This is a genomic window from Lysinibacillus parviboronicapiens, assembly GCF_003049605.2.
In the GTDB taxonomy this organism is placed as follows: domain Bacteria; phylum Bacillota; class Bacilli; order Bacillales_A; family Planococcaceae; genus Lysinibacillus; species Lysinibacillus parviboronicapiens.
Map to the genome: position 1 here is coordinate 753,509 of NZ_CP073713.1, position 19,048 is coordinate 772,556.

Consider the following 19,048-nt stretch of genomic DNA (forward strand, 5'->3'; position numbering starts at 1 on the left):
TAGTTTGCATAATTTTTGTACTTTATTTGATTCGAATTATTTATCAAGAGGTATGGCATTGTATGAGTCTTTAGAAAAAACGGGAGATAATTTTCTATTATACATTATTTGTATGGATGACTTATGCTTTGAAATCTTAGATGATTTGTCTTTACAGCATGCAGTTTTAATACCTTTAGCAAGTTTTGAGAGCGAGAGATTATTATCAGTTAAAGAAAGTCGATCTAAAGGAGAGTATTGTTGGACAAGTACACCATATGCAATTTCTTATGTATTAGATAATTATGATGTAAAAGAATGTACATATTTAGATGCTGATTTGTATTTTTATAATTCACCGTCTATTTTACTTGATGAATTTGATAAATCTAGAAAATCAGTTTTGATAACGGAACATCGCTATACAAAAGAATACGATCAATCAAGTACATCAGGTATTTATTGTGTACAATTTATGACTTTCAAGAACAATTTTGAAGGTAAGAAAATATTAAACTGGTGGCAAGAACGTTGTATAGAGTGGTGTTTTAATCGTTATGAAGACGGGAAATTTGGAGACCAAAAATATTTAGATGACTGGTTAACTAGATTTGAAGGAAACGTTCATGTACTTGAACATTTAGGTGGTGGAGTTGCTCCGTGGAATGTTCAACAATATGATTTATCTAAGGGTATCGATACTGAAGAATCTCTAATAGTTTTTTACCATTTCCATCAATTTGAAATATATATCAATAATAGATTTGAGGCGGGGCGTTATCGTTTAAATAAAGATATTATAAATGCTATATATATTCCATACTTAAAAAGCATAAGTAGTCAGAATGAAAAATTGAAATCGTATAATCTATTAGAATCAACTGTTTATGATGAAAAAAAAGATAATAACAAAGAAATATTGCTCAAATGGTTAGAAATTAAAATAAATCAAGATAAATCTGTGTGTTCAAATTTCCAATACTTTAATGGTAAAGATATTATGTTGTTTGGAAAAAATCGAATTACACCTCTAATTCTGAATGAACTCGAAAAAGCAAATATTCGAGTTCAAGCTTTAATCGAAAGTAATCCTCAAGAAGTAACAACAGATGACGGTGTTCCTATTTATGGTAAATGTTATTTGAATGATTATAAACATGATGCAATTATTATAGTATGTTTAGAGGGGAGTCATGATTTAAATTTAATTAAAGAGTTAGAAGAACTTAAAGTTACTAAAGGACGGTTGTTAATAATAAGTTGGAAAGAAATTGTTGAACAATTTAAAGGGGATTTATTTATTCACAAGGACCAGCAAACTTATAGTTTTATACATTTTAATTCAAAAGAATAGGGAGTTAATGTGGAAATATTAAAGAGAATTTTAAAAAGGAAAGAATTTATTGATAATCCACCTGTTTTATTAGATATAGGAGCATCAGGTGATTTGAATCAGAAGTGGGAGATACTTGCCCCATATTCAATTGGAGTAGCATTTGATGCTGATGATAGGGATTTTGAGTACATAAATAAAAAAGATTCTACATTTAAACAATTGTATGTATTTAATAGCATTGTCTCGAATATAGAATCTGAAAAAGTGTATTTTCATTTGACTAAATCTCCGCATTGTTCTAGTGTACTTGAACCAAATAAAAGTCAATTAGAAAATTGGTCATTTGCAGAGTTGTTTGATGTAGATAATAAAACTGAGTTACGCAACATTACATTAAAAAAAGCTTTACAAAGTATAGGTATTGAGTATGTAGATTGGTTTAAGTCGGATTCGCAAGGGACCGATTTAAGATTATTTACTAGCTTAGATCAACAGATTCAAAATAAAGTATTATTAGCAGAATTTGAACCAGGGATATTGGATGCATATAAGTATGAGGATAAACTTTTTTCAACTATACAGTATTTTGGTCAAAAAAATTTTTGGTTATCTAAAATGAATGTTAAAAGCACATTAAGGTTTAATAAAAAGGTTGAGGCACGATATTTTTCTAGAACAGAACAAATGTTTTTAGAAAAAAACTTAACTAAAGCACCCGGATGGGCAGAAATTACATATTTAAATGACTTTAGTAATGAAAAATATTTTACAAAGCGAGATTATTTATTAGGTTGGGTTTTTTCTATTATAGAGGAACAATTAGGGTTTGCTCTAGAAATTGCAACTTGCGGGTTTGAAAGATATTCTGATGGTGTTTTTCAAGAGATGAAAGAATATACTTTATTAGAAATAAATTTTCGATTAGAAGATGATGAGTTTTATGATTATTTAAAACATGATGCCGTCTATACATTAGATGATGAAAAACTATTCGATAATCTATCCATGTGTACAAATGAAAAAGAGATATTTATATTTGGTGCAGGTTCGTTTGGAGAAAGAGTTTTAGAACATTTAAATAATCATTCAATAAAGTTGAGTGCTTTTATTGATAATGATATTAATAAACGAGGTCAGCTTTTAAGAAATGTAAAGATTGTCTCACTTGATGATTTGCCAACCAATGTGTTTATTATTATAGCGTCTACTTGGCATAAAGAAATTAAGCAGCAATTAACAGATAAAGGTTTGAAAATAGGGAAAGATTTTTTAGTTGTAAATATTTAATCAAAAGATTGATATGAAATTAGGAGATTAAAAATGTTAAGAGCTCTGATTACAGGTATCACTGGTCAGGATGGTGCCTATTTAACAAAATTCCTTTTAGAAAAAGGATACGAGGTGCACGGGTTAGTCCGTAGATCTTCAATTGAACGCTATGATCGTATTGAGGAATATTTAAGCGATGTGCACCTTCATTATGGCGATATGACAGACTCAGCTAATTTAATTCGTCTAATGTCTGAAATTCGCCCAGATGAGGTGTATAATTTAGCTGCAATGAGTCATGTGAAAGTTTCATTTGAGATGCCTGAGTACACGGCGAATGCTGATGGAGTGGGTACACTTAGATTGCTTGAAGCAATTAGAATCTTAGGGCTTGAAAAAAAAACACGTATTTATCAGGCATCTACAAGTGAACTTTATGGTAAAGTGCAAGAAACACCACAATCTGAAACAACGCCCTTTTATCCACGTAGTCCATATGCTGCTGCAAAAATTTATGCATATTGGATTACGGTCAATTATCGAGAGGCATATAATATATTTGCATGTAACGGTATTTTGTTTAACCATGAATCACCATTACGCGGCGAAACCTTTGTTACACGTAAAATAACACTTGCAGTTGCCAATATTAAGCATGGTAAGCAAGAATGTTTGTATTTAGGGAATCTAGATGCTAAACGTGATTGGGGCTTTGCAGGGGATTACGTTGAAGCAATGTGGCTTATATTACAACAAGACAAGCCAGATGATTTTGTGATTGCGACAGGTGAAACAAGAACTGTTAGAGAATTTGTTGAACGTGCATTTGCAGAGGCGGATATTACAATTGAGTGGCATGGTAAGGGAATTAATGAAAAGGGTATTAATAGGGAAACCGGAAAAGTAATTGTCGCTGTTGACCCGCAATTTTTCCGCCCAACTGAAGTGGAATTATTGCTAGGGAATTCAACAAAGGCAAGGGAAGTATTAGGGTGGCAGCCAAAAACGAGCTTTAATGAATTAGTGAAAATAATGGTTCATGAAGATTTAAAAAGAGTCTAATTTAAGAAAGGTGCGATATGAATTTTAAATATAAATCTCATATCGCTCTTTTTAATATGATTTGATGAAAGAGTGACATTGAAGATACAGAAATTATAGAAATTCAAGAAGCAGTTAATGAAGAAGATATAGTGTGTTTTAAGTATGATTGGAATGAAATAATCGCAATAATTTGAGAATCTATGAAAGGAACTGTAGCTATTCAGTTCTATTACTTTTTTACCGATAATAAAAATAAGAGATTTTATAACAAGGTGTTGTCGAATGGATAAACAAAGTAAAATTTATGTAGCGGGACATAGAGGTCTAGTTGGATCTGCTATTATGCGTAATTTAAAATCAAAAGGGTATGAACAAATTATATATAGAACGAGCAATGAGTTAGATTTACGTAATCAGCAAGGTGTTCAACATTTGTTTGAACAAGAAAGACCCGACTATGTGTTTTTAGCTGCTGCAAAGGTAGGAGGAATTTTAGCCAATTCTGGTTTTCCAGCTCAATTTTTATACGATAATTTAATGATTCAATCGAATATTATTGAAGCTGCTCGCCAATATGGAGTTAAGAAGCTATTGTTTTTAGGAAGCACATGTATTTATCCTAAAATGGCCCCCCAACCCCTAAAAGAAGAGTATTTACTAACAGGTGAATTAGAATGTACAAACGAGGCATATGCAATAGCTAAAATTGCAGGTATTAAAATGTGTAATGCTTATAACAAGGAATTTTGTACAAATTTTATTAGTGTGATGCCAACCAATTTATATGGACCAAATGATAATTTTGATTTGCAAAGTTCGCATGTATTACCGGCACTTATTAGGAAAATCCATGAGGCAAAAGTGAATAACGAGTCGACAGTTTCTGTTTGGGGATCGGGGAGGCCACTCCGTGAGTTTTTGCATGCTGATGATTTAGCTGATGCTTGTGTTCATTTAATGAAGCATTGCGATGCTGAGCAAGTTGGGGAATTTGTTAATATCGGAACAGGTAAAGAAGTGTCTATAGAAAAATTAGCTTTACTATTATCTGATGCAATAGGCTATAAGGGCAAGCTAGTATTTGACATTAGTAAACCAGATGGCACACCAAGAAAGCTAACAGATGTATCTAAGTTACATCATCTTGGCTGGAAACATTCAATTGAATTAAAGGAAGGAATTCAAGATGTATATAATTGGTATCTTGATAATGTCATAAAGTCATGAATAATGGACCAAAAATTAGTATAATAACTGCTTGTTATAATGCAGAAAATACAATTGAGCAAACGATTCAAAGTGTACTAGGGCAAACCTATGAAAACATTGAGTATATCATTGTTGATGGGGCCTCTACTGATGGAACGATGGAGATTGTTAATAATTATAAAGAACAAATAGATATCATCATTTCAGAGTCCGATGAAGGAATTTATGATGCGTTTAATAAAGGTGCAAGAGCAGCAACAGGGGATTATATTCAATATTTGAATGCAGATGATTATTTGATTGATAAGTTTGTAGTTGATGACGTTAATAATGAGATGAAGAAGTTGGAAGATGTAACTATAATTTATGGTGGTGTATTATGTCAAAATGATATAACTGGTTTAAAAAGCTGGATAAATAAAGAAATAGACTATGAAAAGATTAAAAGTGGAAATTCGTTACCTCATCAAGCGGTTTTTACTAAGAGAGAGACAATGATAGAAATGGGGTTATTTGATACTAAATATGAAATTTTAGCGGATTATGATTTAACTTCAAAAATTTTCAAAAAATATAAGGATCAAATTTATTTTATTCCTAGGTTAATTAGTATATTTCGTATAGGTGGTATGTCAAGTCAATTAATAAATCGTACTAAATTGTATAAAGAGATGGCTTTGATATTACGGAATGTTTTTCAAGTAGAGTTTAATTATGATGGAGTTATTTCAAATGAAGAATATTTAAAAATATGGTTAGAAAAGAAAAATTTTGAGAAAAAAAGTATATCTCATTTTTTAAATCAACAAAATTTTTCTAAAGTTGCTATTTGGGGAACAGGTGTAATTGCAAATTTATTAGTACCAGAATTTAATGAACATAATATCAATGTTGAAGCGTTTATAGATAATGATATTCAAAAACAAAATGTTAAAATGAATAATATTGTGATTCATTCACCAGAATGGCTAGTAAAAAACCCAAAAAATATAGATGCAATTATATTTGGGTTTGAAGGTAAATATGAAGATGAAGTTAGATTACAACTTGCTAATGCTAGTGTGAATATAAATTCATATAGTTGGAAAGAGTTAATTGAAAAAATAAATTAAGAGATTTTAGGGAAATGGACCTTAAAGTTTAAAGAATCCAGAAAGAAAAGTTTTAAAAACGCGAATATTAGTACCATTTATCAAATGAAATATTTTGAACTGATAATCCTTTTTTTCTAAATTCAATATAGAAAAAAATATTCAGGGTGGGGAGGAAACATGCATTTAGCTTGTTCTATTAATAAAAAATATATTAAATATTTTTCAGTAATGTTGCAATCAGTAATAAACAATTCAAAATATGATTATATAACGGTCCATATACTACATAATAATCTTACGCAAGATGATATTGATGTGATTTTTAATGTTTTTGGTGAAATTAATATGTTGAGTTTAAAATTTTATAAAGTAGATAATTCGAATTTTAAAGATTTTCCACTTGTTGCAGAACATTTAACAGTGGAAACCTTTTACAGGCTTAAATTAGCAGATTTAATTTCTGAGGATATAAAAAAAATTATATATATTGATTCTGATATGATTGTTAAACAGAATTTAATGGAAATATGGGCAATAAATTTAAAAGATTATCCTTTAGCTGCTGTTGCGAATTTTGATGATTTTATGTATAAAAAAATTGGTTTAAAGAAAAGATTAGATTATTTTAATGCAGGACTCATCTTAATAAATTTAGAGCTATGGAGAGAAGAAGAGTACTTCGAAATATTTATTGAATATGCAAAGAAAAATAAGGGAAAAATTTTTTTTGGCGATCAAGATATTTTAAATGGTGTGTTAAATGGAAACTGGTTAAGTTTACAACCCAAATGGAATGTGCAAAATTTTTGGTGTTTTATAAAAGAAGATTTTATTAATTGGTATTCAGAAAATGAATATGAATTAATTATTAGCAATCCTGCAATTATTCATTTCTCAGGTCCTTTAAAACCATGGGATTTAATTAATAATCAAGTGCATTCTAAAGAGTATAATAAAGTATTAAATAATATGTCTTTTTGGAAAAATGATCACCTCTTCGAACAATTGATAGAATTAATTGAAGGAGAAATCTTTATTTTTGGTACAGGTTATTTAGCTGAAAGAACTTTTGAAAATATAAAATCATGTAATCTTTCTGTAGTTGGTTTCATAGATAATGATATTACTAAATGGCGAAAGGAATTAAAATCAGTAAATATATATTCTCCTCAAGATTTTTTTGAAAAGTCGAAAGGTAAAAAAGTGAATTTAGTAATTTGCAGTGATTCTCATAAAGAAATACTAGAAGATTTGTACTCTCGAAACTTCAATTTTGATTATATAAATGTATTGTTACCGAATCTATAAATATAAGTGAAATGTTAATTAACGTTTTGGTGGAAAAAGGAAAAAAGGTAATTGCAAAATATCAGTATTGTAAATCCAAATAAAATTGAATTAGAAGAGTTTAAGGCTTTTGTTGTTTCTTGTTATGGGGGGAGAATCATACAAAGAAAGCGAAGGGCTCTGATTGAAACTATAAAAACATAAGACAATGTTGTTGAAAGGAAAAAAGAATGAATAAAGAACAACTTATATATTTATTGAAAACAAAAAAAATTGTTTGTTTTGGCTCAGGAGATTCGAGCGAGAATTTTTTAAATCAACTGCCTTTACTCGAAATAGAATTTTTTTTAGATAATGATTTAACGAAAAATAATACAGACTTTAGGAATAGGAAAGTTATTCATCCAACCAATTTAAAAAAAGATGAATGGAATAAATATTTTATTATAATTTGTAGCATGTATAGTAATGAAATTAAAGGAGATCTAATAAATTATGGGTTAAATGAGAATACTAATTATATAGATTCTATTGACTTAAAGAAAATATTAAATCTAAATTCTTTATTCCCTAATGGACACTTCTATTCTCCAATACCTGAGATAGATATTTTAAGTAAAAATAATGCTACTCAATATTTAGAGAATAATGAATTACAAGGTGTGGAATTAAACATAGAAAGACAAAATGCCCTACTGAAAGAAATCATGCCGATAATTAATGATTTCAAAGAAGTGGTGTATGGTAATGAGGTGTTAAGATATAATCCAAATAATCATTATTTTGGACTTTTAGATTCAGCCGTTTTATTTGCAATGCTGCATGAACTTCGCCCTAAACGAATTATAGAGATTGGTTCTGGTTACTCATCTGCAGTAATGTTAGATGCTAAAGAAATTTTAGATTTAGATAGTAGATTATTATTTATTGATCCAAATCCAGAAAGATTAAAGAGTTTACTTCAAAGTAATGATTTGAAAAAGGAAAATATAGAAATAAAAAATTTACCTGTTCAATTAGTAGACATTGAAGAATTTAAAAAATTGGAAGAAAATGATATATTATTTGTTGATAGTTCTCATGTATCCAAAATGGGCAGTGATGTAAATTATATAATGTTTAATATTCTTCCTTTGTTGAAAAAAGGAGTAATTATTCATTTTCATGATTTATTCTATCCTTTTGAATATCCTGAAACTTGGATAAATGAAGGACGTTATTGGAACGAAGCATATTTATTGAGAAGTTTTTTACAATATAATAATTCTTTTGCTATAGAATTTTGGACAGACTATATACAAAAACAACAAAAAAGTAATTCTTCAAAAGAAGTTCAATTTTTTTATTCAGAAGCTGGAGCTAGTTTATGGCTAAAAAAAATTGTATAAAGGGATGAGAAAATGAAACAAAAAATAGTTATTTTTGGAGCAGGAACTCTAGGGAAATCTGCCTATCAATATTATAAAGAATCTCATGAAATTTGCTTTTTTGCAGATAATAATGAAGATTTAGTGGGAACAGAAATAGATGGTGTAAAAATAATATTGGGAAGTAATATAGCTGAGATATACCCTTCGATTAATAAAGTAATTGTCGCTAGTTATTTTAAAGAAGAAATAATTAATCAATTATATTCAGCAGGTATCGATGCTATCGAAATTTATTCTGTGGACATTGAATCTGATGTAACTAAAAATATGTTTAAAACAATAAATTTAGGGGAATTTCTATTCGGAAATACATCTAAGTTGAAAAATTTAACTTTTATGTATGGTACTTCAACTGTTTTGGATTATGCTTTTTTAATTAATATTGCAAATAGAATTAGTGCTAAAAGTTATTTAGAAATAGGAACGTTTGTTGGGGAAAGTATCTATAATATTGCAGATTACGTGGAACATTGTTTTAGCGTTTCACTGCCGGATGATGAACCGATTATGACTACAATGTTTAGAAATATCGGGAAAAATAATTTTAGTAGGTTTTTAGCAAATAAAAAATCAAACATAACTTTTTTTAAAGAGGATTCGAAAGTTTTTGATTTTAAAAAAATTGATGTCAATATAGATTTAGTTTTCATTGATGGTGATCATTCAATGAATGGAGTTAAACTAGATACTGAAAATATCTTTAATATTATTAATGTTGAAAGCACTATAGTAGTTTGGCATGATTTTAAGAACAAAGATGGTAGATATAATTTAGATGTTGTTAATGCGATTAAATTAGTATTGAAAGAAGAATTATTGGCAAATGTGTTTTCTGTTGATTTTAATATGTGCGGTATATATATTCCTAATAAATATTTAAAAGATTTTAGTTTTGAGCTGAATCCAGATGAATTATATACATATGATATAGTTCTTAAATCAAGTAGAAATACAAGATGAAAATTTATTTTAAGAGGATAGTGTTGAATTTTGAAAAAAATTTATCTTGCTGTTGCTTTTGAAAGAGAATATATACAGCATTTTACAGTGTTACTCAACTCTTTAATTGAAAATAATAGAAGTCTAAATACATATGAAATTTACATTTTGCATTCGGACTTAACTAAAGAAGATTTTGAGCTACTTAACTTATTTAAAGATGAGTATATTTATTTTAACTTTTTTGACATGACGATTTTTGATTTTAGTAATGTTTTTATCAGTGGTCATATTTCAAAAGAGACATATTATAGAATTTTACTAGCAGAAATTATTCCTCCAAATATAGATAAAGTACTTTATTTAGATTGTGACATAGTAATTAATGAAGATTTGGAGGAGATTTGGAATTTTGAGTTAAATGGATATTCAGCAGCCGGTGTAATAGATTTTAACGGACATCATAGAAAAATAGAATTAGAAATTCCTGATGCATATAAATATATCAACGCAGGTGTGTTATTAATCAATCTTTATTATTGGAGAGAAAAAAATGTTGAAAATGAAATTCTTCAATTTATTAACAATAATACGGAAAAATTAATGTACTGGGATCAAGACGCTATAAATGCAGTTCTTTATCACTCATTAAGAATTTTACCGTATAAATGGAATGTGCAAAATTCTAGTTTTACTATTAATAATGTAAGTGGCGAATTAGCGGAGGCAAAGATTTCACCTGCAATAATTCATTTTACAGGTTCTGTTAAACCTTGGCATATCTCTTGTAGTAATCCGTTTCAAAATTTATATTACAAATATTTAGATTTAGAAATTTTCTCTGCAAATAAGATTAGTGTTCAGACTGAGAAACTGTTGAATACCAAAAAAGATATTTATATTTGGGGCGCCGGGCAGACGGGAAGAAAAGTATTAGACTATTTACAAATTGAAATTGAGGCTTTTATTGACTCTGATAAAAGTAAAATCAATTCATATTTATTAGGGAAACCAATAATTAGTATTGAAACTATACCTAATAAAAAAGACAGTGGCATTATTATTTGTAGTGGATTTTATAAAGAAATTCGTGACATTTTAGTGGGGTTTGGATATGTAGAATACAAAGATTTTACATATCAATTATGAGGTGATATGAATTGAGAATTTCCGTAGTAATACCGGCATTTAATGCTGGGGTATATATAGAAAAAGCTATTCAAAGTATATTGAAACAAATTATACATGTGCATGAAATTATTATTGTTGACGATGGTAGTGTCGATCAAACCTGTAAAGTTGTTCAAAAGATCCAAAAAGAAGAACCGAAAATAGTTTTGCATACACAAAAAAATGCTGGAGCTTCGACAGCAAGAAATAGGGGCATTCATGAAGCGACTGGTGATTGGATCTTATTTTTAGATGCTGACGATGAATGTTCTGAAAATCTAGTTGAAACTTATTTAGCTAAAATAAATGAAGTTAGAGAAGATATTTCAGTAATTTATACTGCTTATTATCAAATTGATGAACATTCTCATGTGATTTCTCCATTTTTGAGCGGCAAGCGATTAAGCGGAATTGAAGGGTTTTGCGATATCTTAATAAGGAATCCTATTATTTCTCCTTCTGGCGTATTAGTAAAGAAAAGTAGATTAGTTGAAATGTCTGGATTTAATACTTCTATTAAATGTGATGAAGATGTTGATTTATGGGTGCGTCTTTTAGATAACAATTATTCAATCGAATATATTAATAAACCACTTTCATTTATTCGACGTCATTCAAATAATACTACCTCTAGTATGAGTACTTCACATAATGCGGAAAAGTTAATAATGGATCAATATGGTTTGGATTATATTAAAGAAAAACTTTATAAACGAAGTTATACAATGGAGAAAAACAGTTTAGATTTTGCTTTATTTTTAATTCGGTATAAGCAGTGGAAGCAATGCGAAAAATTGTTAGAAAATACTCGAGTTTTAGAAGATTCATCGCACTATGTGACCTATTGTTTCTTGAAATCTATTGTTTATATTGAAGATAAACGATTCAACGAGGCGTTGGATGAATATGAAAAAATACTTGTTGCAGATGTAACCCACGGGGCAGCATTGAATAATTCAGGTGTTATTTACGCGATGAATGGCAATAAAGAAAAAGCAATTACTAATATGGAACAAGCTATGTTGCTATTTCCAGGCTATTTAGATGCTCAGCATAATATCATGCTGATAGAAAATAGTGAAACAGATAAATCACTTTATAGATTTTCTTTGCGCGAACTAAGACCAGTATTACTATCATACAGTACAGACTAAGGAAATGTGGTGAAGTGAGTGAAGCTAATTCTACTTTCAGGTGGATCTGGTACAAGACTATGGCCACTGTCCAATGATTCGCGTGCAAAGCAGTTTCTAAAAGTGTTGCAGAATGAGCAAACTGGTGAAATAGAGTCGATGGTGCAACGTGTGTATCGTCAATTGTCAGAGGTTGTTGCTGTGGAAGACATGATTGTGGCAACGAATGCTGCACAAGTAGATATGTTACGCAATCAGTTAGGTGATATTCCAATTGTTGTAGAGCCGGAAAGACGTGATACATTTCCAGCAATTGCACTAGCTTGTACATATCTTTATTCTGCTTTAGGGATGAAGGAAGATGAGGTTGTTGGAGTAGTTTCAGTGGATGCCTTTGTAGATGTTGCTTTTTATCAACAGGTGAAGAAGCTTGAAAAGCTTGTTATGGCAACCACTGCTGATATTGGTTTATTAGGGATAAAACCTACATACCCCTCCTCAAAATATGGTTATTTAATACCAAAGCAATATACTGAATACATGCAAGTTGACCGTTTTGTTGAAAAGCCGTCTGAAGAAGCTGCAGAAGTGTTAATTGGTGAAGGCGCTTATTGGAATAGTGGTGTATTTGCTTTCCCTTTAAAGTTACTATTAAATAAACTTAAAAAAGGCGGATTTTCAAATTCATATGAAGAATTACTAGAGCAATTTTCAAGATTGCCGAAAAATAGCTTTGATTATGAAGTAGTAGAAAAACTCACTAAAATAACTGCTTTAACCTATGATGGTTATTGGAAAGACTTGGGTACATGGAATACGTTAACAGAAGAGATGTCTCAGCAGGTTATTGGGAATGGTGGGTTAAGTGAGGATAGCTACAATACGCATATCGTTAATGAGCTTGATTTACCTGTTAAAGTACTTGGAATTTCCAATGCAGTAGTTGCTGTTAGCGCGGACGGTATTTTAGTAACAGATAAGCCAGCAAGTTCGCGAATGAAAGATATGTTGCATGAGGGGTTATTTTCAAGACCGATGTATGAGGAACGTCGTTGGGGTTGGTATCGAGTACTTGATGTTACGAGAAAAGATGGGCGCGAGATTTTAACGAAAAGACTTTGTGTTGAGGCAGGGAAAAACTTAAGTTATCAATATCATAACTATCGATCGGAAGTGTGGACCATTATTTCAGGAGATGCGATTTTTATCTTAGATGATGAAATAAAAATGGTTTTACCTGGAGATGTATTAAGTATTCCACTTGGCTCGAGGCATTGCCTTTATGCATTGACGGATACAGAGCTAATTGAAGTACAGATGGGTGACCTTATAATAGAAGAAGATATTGTGAGACTAGAAAAAGATTGGTCTGCGATAATGGAATCCATTCGTTAATAAAAAGCAAAAAGGAGAAAAGCGACTTTCAATAATCAACTGAAAGTCGTTTTTCTGTTATGCTAGAGATATGGAGAAAACGGTTTTTTTACCGATAAAAATAATATAATTATATGTAAGAAACTGAATATTTACGGGGGTTCTAAATGATTCGCTTTATTAAACTTAGAGAAGAACATCTTGAACAAGTTCTAGAATGGAGAACACAGGAAGATGTCACTAAATTTATGAACACAGATATTGAAAAAAACATGGATAAACAGAGAGAGTGGTTTAGAAGAATTTCTAATTCTGGAACCGATGCTTATTGGATTATTGAAATAAAGGAAAAACCAGTAGGCGTAATTTCTTTAAATAATATGGATCATGTGAATAAAAGAACGAGCTGGGGCTTCTATATAGGCGAAGAAAAGTATCGCTTATATGGAGGCATCATCCCCCCTTACTTTTATAATTATATATTTTCAACCTATGACTTTCACAAAATCACAGCAGAAGTAATGGAAGGGAACAGTAATGTCATCAAGTTGAATTTATTGCATGGTTATCGAATGGTCGGTGTATATAAAGATCATATTTTAAAAAATGGTTCGTATTCGGGTTTGAATTTATTGGAGCTTTTAAAGGAAGATTGGCTAAAGCAAAGTAAATTCGAAAAGTATGTATGCGAATTTGAAAAGTGAAACTTAGAATTGGAGAATAAATACATGAATAAATTACTATTAATCATTAATGAAATGCGAGAAGAAGCGGGGCATGAGTCTATTGAATCTTTGGAAGCCTCTATGGATTTAAGAGAGGATTTAACTTTAGATTCTTTCATGTTAGCGGAATTAACAGTTCGAATTGAAGATGAGTTTGATGTAGATATTTTCGAAGACGGTATTGTTCAAACAATTGGTGAAATCATTGCTAAAATCGAAGGCGTATAATATGGAGAAAGTTTTTTTAGTACATAATAAGATTGCCTATACCTATGAGAAATTGCTATTGGATTTGAACAACAAGGAAAATGAATCTCCTTATCTATATGTGAAGGACAATCACCCATACGATGTTTTTTTAGGGATTATTCATAGTTTGCTTTTTGACTATTCAATTGAAGTGTTAGATGGAGATTTTTCTGATAAAGAGATAATTGAATTGGGTATCAATGTAAATGCATTAACATTGACGACAAAATTAAAAGAACGCTTTTTTTTTCAGAAGATAGAAGCGGTTATGCGACGAATAAAAGATATAGAAAACTGGCAATTAACTCTTTATACATCTGGGACGACAGGGCGTCCTAAAAAGATGAGCCATTCTTTCCATACACTAACTAGAAACGTAAAGTTGCATAGGAAATTTGACAATGATGTTTGGGCTTTTGCTTATAATCCGACTCACATGGCTGGATTACAAGTATTTTTCCAAGCATTTCTCAATCAAAATACGTTGATTTATGTTTTTGGGGAGTCCATGAAAAGGGCATCTGAATTGATAGAAGACTATGAGGTAACTAATATTTCAGCGACGGCAACATTTTATAGAAATGTTCTTCCTTACTTGCAAGGAAATACGTATTCGTTGGTTAAAAGAGTAACATTTGGCGGGGAAAAATTTGATTTGTTTTTAGAAAATAAGTTAAAGGGTGTTTTTCCTAATGCAAAAATGATAAATATTTATGCATCGACGGAGGCAGGGAGCCTATTCACAGCACAAAGCGATACGTTTGAAATTAGAGAAGAACATCAGCAGTGGGTGAAAATTACAACACAAAAGGAATTATGTATACATCGTTCTTTGCTTGGTCATTCAGCTTCACTATCATTAGATGATGAATGGTTTCACACGGGAGATCTTGTGGAAATGGATGACGAAACACATTTTAAATTTCTATCACGTCAATCGGATATGATTAATGTAGGAGGCTACAAAGTAAATCCCCTTGAAGTGGAGAGTTTACTTGTTCAAGTACCTGGTGTTATCGATATTGTTGTAAAGTCTAAAAAGAATAGTGTTACGGGTGAACTGCTTGTCGCAGATGTTATAAAAAGTGATGATATTGATGAAAAAGAGCTGAAAAAAGAAATTAAACAATTTGCAACTACTCATTTACAAGAGTGGAAAGTTCCGCGCATTATTAAGTTCGTAGATGAACTACCTAGTACACGAACTGGAAAGAAGGTCAGAAGATGAAGTGGATTATTGTGACTGGCGATTCAAGAGGAGTCGGGAGAGAAATTGTTCATCAAATACTAGCTGAAACGGATTTTGGTGTTATTGGTATAAGCAGGTCAAGTGAAGAAGCTGCAGGCGAGATATTAGTAAACTACCCAAGCCGTTTCAAACCACTTTCTTATGATTTAACGAATGTGGATGGTGTAAAGCAATTATATTTGGAAAAGATTCGTAAAATAGGGCCAATCTATGGACTCGTTAATAATTCCGCAATGGCCTATGACGACATTGTTTCTAACTTAAATGTGCAACAATTGCAGACAATGTTCCAAGTGAATGTATTTGCAGCCATGCATTTATCGAAATACGTTATTAGAGATATGTTATTACATAAAACACAGGGCTCCATCGTACATATATCCTCTATCAGTGCTCATACGGGATATAAAGGTTTGAGCATGTATGCAGCATCTAAAGGAGCAATGGAGGCATTTTCTAAAAATACTGCTAGGGAATGGGGGAGCAAAGGCATCCGTTCTAACTGTGTTGTACCAGGTTTTATGGAAACATCGATGAGTACTTCATTGACGGAGGATCAAAAGGCACGTATTTACCAAAGAACATCTTTGAAAAAGGAAACGGATATTTCAAGTGTAGCTAGTACAGTGCTTTTCTTACTTTCTGATCAAGCAAAGTCGATTACAGGTACAGTTGTTCATGTTGATAATGGAACAATATAAAAAAATTCTAAATTTATGTTGAAACATTTAGAGATAAATTAAACTATTGATATTATCTAAAAAGGGTGAGAGGTATATGATATCAGAAAGAATAGTTGAAATTCAAAATTTATTTAAGGAAATAGAAATCCAATTAGGAGTGGATTTAGAAGTTGCTCACGAGTTAATCGAACAATATGGGAAACTTGTACAAGATGCAAGATACTTTTCTTTGAAATCTACGTTATGTTTCTATCAAGGAGAGATAAATAAAGGAATTGACATTTTAAAAGAGGGATTGAAAAAACATTCATTTAATTTTGATATCCATTACAATTTAGGTTTTTTATATGGGGAAATAAAAGACTATTTAAATGCAATTAAACATTATTTATTTTCAGCTAAGTATTCTAATAACATAGATGATAAAAAGAGTGCTGATGAAAATGTTGAAAGGTTATTAAAAGAATTTGCTTTAACTGATGTAATGTTTAAGAAAGAGAAAATTGCAGAAATAGTAAAAAAGGTTAATGTTCAGGATGGAAGAATGTATCCATTAGATTTAAATGGAGAGAGTTTAATCAGAAGAATTATTAAGTATGAAAGTGAGAAATCTTATTTAGTTAATATGTATCAATCTTTTCAAGTGACCAATATAAATAAAGAAAGCAAATTTTATTTCAAAACAGAGCTAATAAATGGTGAACAGGTAGAGGCTCATTATACGTATAATAGTGATGCACCGTTTGTACTACCGCTGTCATTAACTGAAGATGATACAGTTATTAAAGTCACGTATAATAATAAAATTGTTGATTTTGAAGAGAACACATTACCGATTAATAAGTACAATTATTTAAAATTTAATGAGCCTGGTGAACTAGTAATTGAAACAAATAAATCGATATTCATAGGAATTCCTATTCTTTTGAAAATTAGAAAGGATAAACCGAAATTAGTTATGAAAATTTTTGTAGATGGTTTAGCCTATGATGTGTTGGAAGAAGAAGGATTAAAAAATATAATGCCTAATACAGCTGCTTTTTTCAAGAATGGCTTTAACGCTGGAAATTGTATTATTAATAGTGAATGGACATTACCAAGTAAAGCAAGTATAAATACGGGGACATATCCAACAAAACATAGATTATTGCATCCAGAATACCACTACTCTTTTGAAGAGCATAATAAATTAATGGCAGAATATTTTAAGGAAGCAGGTTTTTACACAGCGCGTTTTGATACAAACTGGCGAACAACAGCAGGTTTTGGATATTATAAAGGCGTCGACCGTTTGGTTTATGAGAGTTTTCATGGAGGGATGGATTGTAGGGACGTAGTAACAGAAGCCATTGAGCATATTTCATCTTTTAAAGATACAAATAATTACATAAATTTATCAATGATGGATCTTCATAATGTACCTGATGAAATAGAAAGCCATCTGTTTTCAGAAGTGAATACAGATATTACGATGAAAAGAAATAAACGACAAAAAGGGTCTACATCTGTATTGACTAAGTATGATGAAGTGAAAATTTATAAATATAAACAAGAAATAAAGCGCATAGACATATTTTTAGGTATATTATTTGGCTTTATCCAAAAAAATTATGATAAAAGTGAGTATCTTGTCGTTTTACATTCAGATCATGGACAAACTTTCTTAAATAAGGAAGGTACCTTATATCATAATAACAGAATTAAAGTTCCTTTTATGATGCAGGGTAAAGATGTTCCTTCTGCTAATGTTTATGAGATAATTGAAACTGTTGATATATTACCAAGCTTACTAGCTTATTCAAATATTGAAGTACCTAAGGGGATAGATGGGAAATTACCAAAAGCATTAGGTGGTACAATTGAAAGAGATTATGCTTTTACACAAATTATTCATCCGAATCAGCCATATAAAGCAATAATTACTGAAAAGGACTTTACATTTATCTTAGAAACTAAAGAAAACGTAGACAACAATCTAACAATTTCATTTAGTGAATATTCAACGAAATATATTAATAAAAATACAAAAGAAGATGTAAGTATTCAATACCTTGAAAAAGTAGAATTTTTCGAGTCATATATTTACTCAAATATTAAGGAATTTATTAGATGAGATTAAATGGAGTTTGCGGAGGTGAAATTATGAATAGTGTAAGTGAAAAGAATAATGTGAGTTATTGGAATGAATTTTATAAAAAGGTTGCTATTGATGAAGAATCTACATTTTGTTCTTTTATAAAAAAAGAAATCAAAGAAGATGTGGTAATTATTGATATTGGTTGCGGTTCCGGCAGGGATACCCGCTCATTTGCAAAAGAAGGATATCAGGTTTATGGTATTGATAGATCAACAGAAGCTATTAATATGAATAATGAACACGTCAAGCATATTAGTAATATTGAATTTATTAATATAGATATTGCTGATAAAAGTAACTTACAAAGATTCTTGGAATATGTTTCTACAATAGAGGAAAATGCGACAAAAAAAATAATGATTTACAGTAGATTTTTCTTGCACTCTATAAATAAAGAAACTGAATTGATTTTATTACATATCTTATCAAAGAATTTAAAGAGCGAAGATTTATTAGTATTGGAATTTAGAACTACTGAAGACGAAAAAATTGAAAAAGTATATAATAATCATTATAGGAGATATATTGACTCAGATGAATTAAAAAAAGACTTAGAAACTAAATATGGTTTTTTTAATCAGTATTATTATAAAGGACAAGGATTGTCTATATACCAAAATGAAAATCCTTACTTAGCTAGAATGATTTTTAAGAAAAAATGATGTATTTGAAGTTTACTTTTTAAATAGCATAATCATTGGATCATAGAAATGCTAAAACGAAGAAAAGCAGGTTTGTTTG

Annotated in this window: 17 protein-coding genes; all 17 read left to right on the top strand. The window is 30.3% G+C overall.

All coding sequences use genetic code 11. The annotated features are described in order from the left end of the window. Positions 1-4 precede the first annotated feature (4 nt). The 17 genes from C9J31_RS03625 (at position 5) to C9J31_RS03705 (ending at position 18,969) form a co-directional block, all read left to right on the top strand. The gene (locus tag C9J31_RS03625) at positions 5-1,333 is read left to right on the top strand and encodes a hypothetical protein (RefSeq protein ID WP_193766969.1); all 1,329 of its coding nucleotides are present in this window, start codon (positions 5-7) and stop codon (positions 1,331-1,333) included. A gap of 9 nt (positions 1,334-1,342) precedes the next feature. After that, positions 1,343-2,602: a nucleoside-diphosphate sugar epimerase/dehydratase gene (locus C9J31_RS03630; protein WP_107947393.1), complete on the top strand. Its 1,260-nt coding sequence runs from the start codon at positions 1,343-1,345 to the stop codon at positions 2,600-2,602. Between the two features lie 33 nt (positions 2,603-2,635). After that, entirely contained in the window at positions 2,636-3,646 is a 1,011-nt protein-coding gene (gene gmd / locus C9J31_RS03635) for a GDP-mannose 4,6-dehydratase (protein WP_107947390.1), read from the top strand. Between the two features lie 246 nt (positions 3,647-3,892). After that, complete coding sequence (locus C9J31_RS03640; RefSeq protein ID WP_274520141.1) at positions 3,893-4,855, top strand: GDP-L-fucose synthase family protein; 963 nt, start codon at positions 3,893-3,895, stop codon at positions 4,853-4,855. After that, the gene (locus tag C9J31_RS03645) at positions 4,852-5,949 is read left to right on the top strand and encodes a glycosyltransferase family 2 protein (RefSeq protein WP_107947386.1); all 1,098 of its coding nucleotides are present in this window, start codon (positions 4,852-4,854) and stop codon (positions 5,947-5,949) included. The genes C9J31_RS03640 and C9J31_RS03645 overlap by 4 nt, the downstream gene beginning before the upstream one ends. Positions 5,950-6,108: 159 nt before the next feature. Then, a complete protein-coding gene (locus tag C9J31_RS03650) occupies positions 6,109-7,239 on the top strand; it encodes a glycosyltransferase family 8 protein (protein ID WP_107947384.1) in 1,131 nt (376 codons plus the stop codon). 209 nt (positions 7,240-7,448) lie between these two features. Continuing rightward, positions 7,449-8,606: a class I SAM-dependent methyltransferase gene (locus C9J31_RS03655; RefSeq protein ID WP_107947382.1), complete on the top strand. Its 1,158-nt coding sequence runs from the start codon at positions 7,449-7,451 to the stop codon at positions 8,604-8,606. 12 nt (positions 8,607-8,618) lie between these two features. Then, complete coding sequence (locus tag C9J31_RS03660) at positions 8,619-9,608, top strand: class I SAM-dependent methyltransferase (RefSeq protein WP_107947380.1); 990 nt, start codon at positions 8,619-8,621, stop codon at positions 9,606-9,608. Positions 9,609-9,638: 30 nt separating this feature from the next. Beyond that, on the top strand, positions 9,639-10,736 hold the full coding sequence (locus tag C9J31_RS03665) for a glycosyltransferase family 8 protein (protein ID WP_193766968.1): 1,098 nt from the start codon (positions 9,639-9,641) through the stop codon (positions 10,734-10,736). Positions 10,737-10,747: 11 nt separating this feature from the next. Then, positions 10,748-11,911, top strand: a complete 1,164-nt coding sequence (locus C9J31_RS03670) for a glycosyltransferase (protein WP_107947377.1) — start codon at positions 10,748-10,750, stop codon at positions 11,909-11,911. 18 nt (positions 11,912-11,929) lie between these two features. Beyond that, positions 11,930-13,285: a sugar phosphate nucleotidyltransferase gene (locus C9J31_RS03675; protein ID WP_107947375.1), complete on the top strand. Its 1,356-nt coding sequence runs from the start codon at positions 11,930-11,932 to the stop codon at positions 13,283-13,285. 146 nt (positions 13,286-13,431) lie between these two features. Beyond that, positions 13,432-13,968 (top strand): UDP-4-amino-4,6-dideoxy-N-acetyl-beta-L-altrosamine N-acetyltransferase, encoded by a 537-nt coding sequence (gene pseH / locus C9J31_RS03680; RefSeq protein ID WP_107947373.1) that lies wholly within the window; start codon positions 13,432-13,434, stop codon positions 13,966-13,968. 24 nt (positions 13,969-13,992) lie between these two features. Next, the gene (locus C9J31_RS03685; protein WP_054767468.1) at positions 13,993-14,217 is read left to right on the top strand and encodes a phosphopantetheine-binding protein; all 225 of its coding nucleotides are present in this window, start codon (positions 13,993-13,995) and stop codon (positions 14,215-14,217) included. Between the two features lies 1 nt (position 14,218). Beyond that, complete coding sequence (locus tag C9J31_RS03690) at positions 14,219-15,466, top strand: class I adenylate-forming enzyme family protein (protein ID WP_107947371.1); 1,248 nt, start codon at positions 14,219-14,221, stop codon at positions 15,464-15,466. Further along, a complete protein-coding gene (locus tag C9J31_RS03695; RefSeq protein WP_107947369.1) occupies positions 15,463-16,188 on the top strand; it encodes an SDR family NAD(P)-dependent oxidoreductase in 726 nt (241 codons plus the stop codon). Before C9J31_RS03690 ends, C9J31_RS03695 begins: the two co-directional genes overlap by 4 nt. Positions 16,189-16,264: 76 nt before the next feature. Then, positions 16,265-18,283 (top strand): sulfatase-like hydrolase/transferase, encoded by a 2,019-nt coding sequence (locus C9J31_RS03700; protein WP_107947367.1) that lies wholly within the window; start codon positions 16,265-16,267, stop codon positions 18,281-18,283. A gap of 29 nt (positions 18,284-18,312) precedes the next feature. Next, positions 18,313-18,969 (top strand): class I SAM-dependent methyltransferase, encoded by a 657-nt coding sequence (locus C9J31_RS03705; protein WP_193766967.1) that lies wholly within the window; start codon positions 18,313-18,315, stop codon positions 18,967-18,969. Positions 18,970-19,048 lie beyond the last annotated feature (79 nt).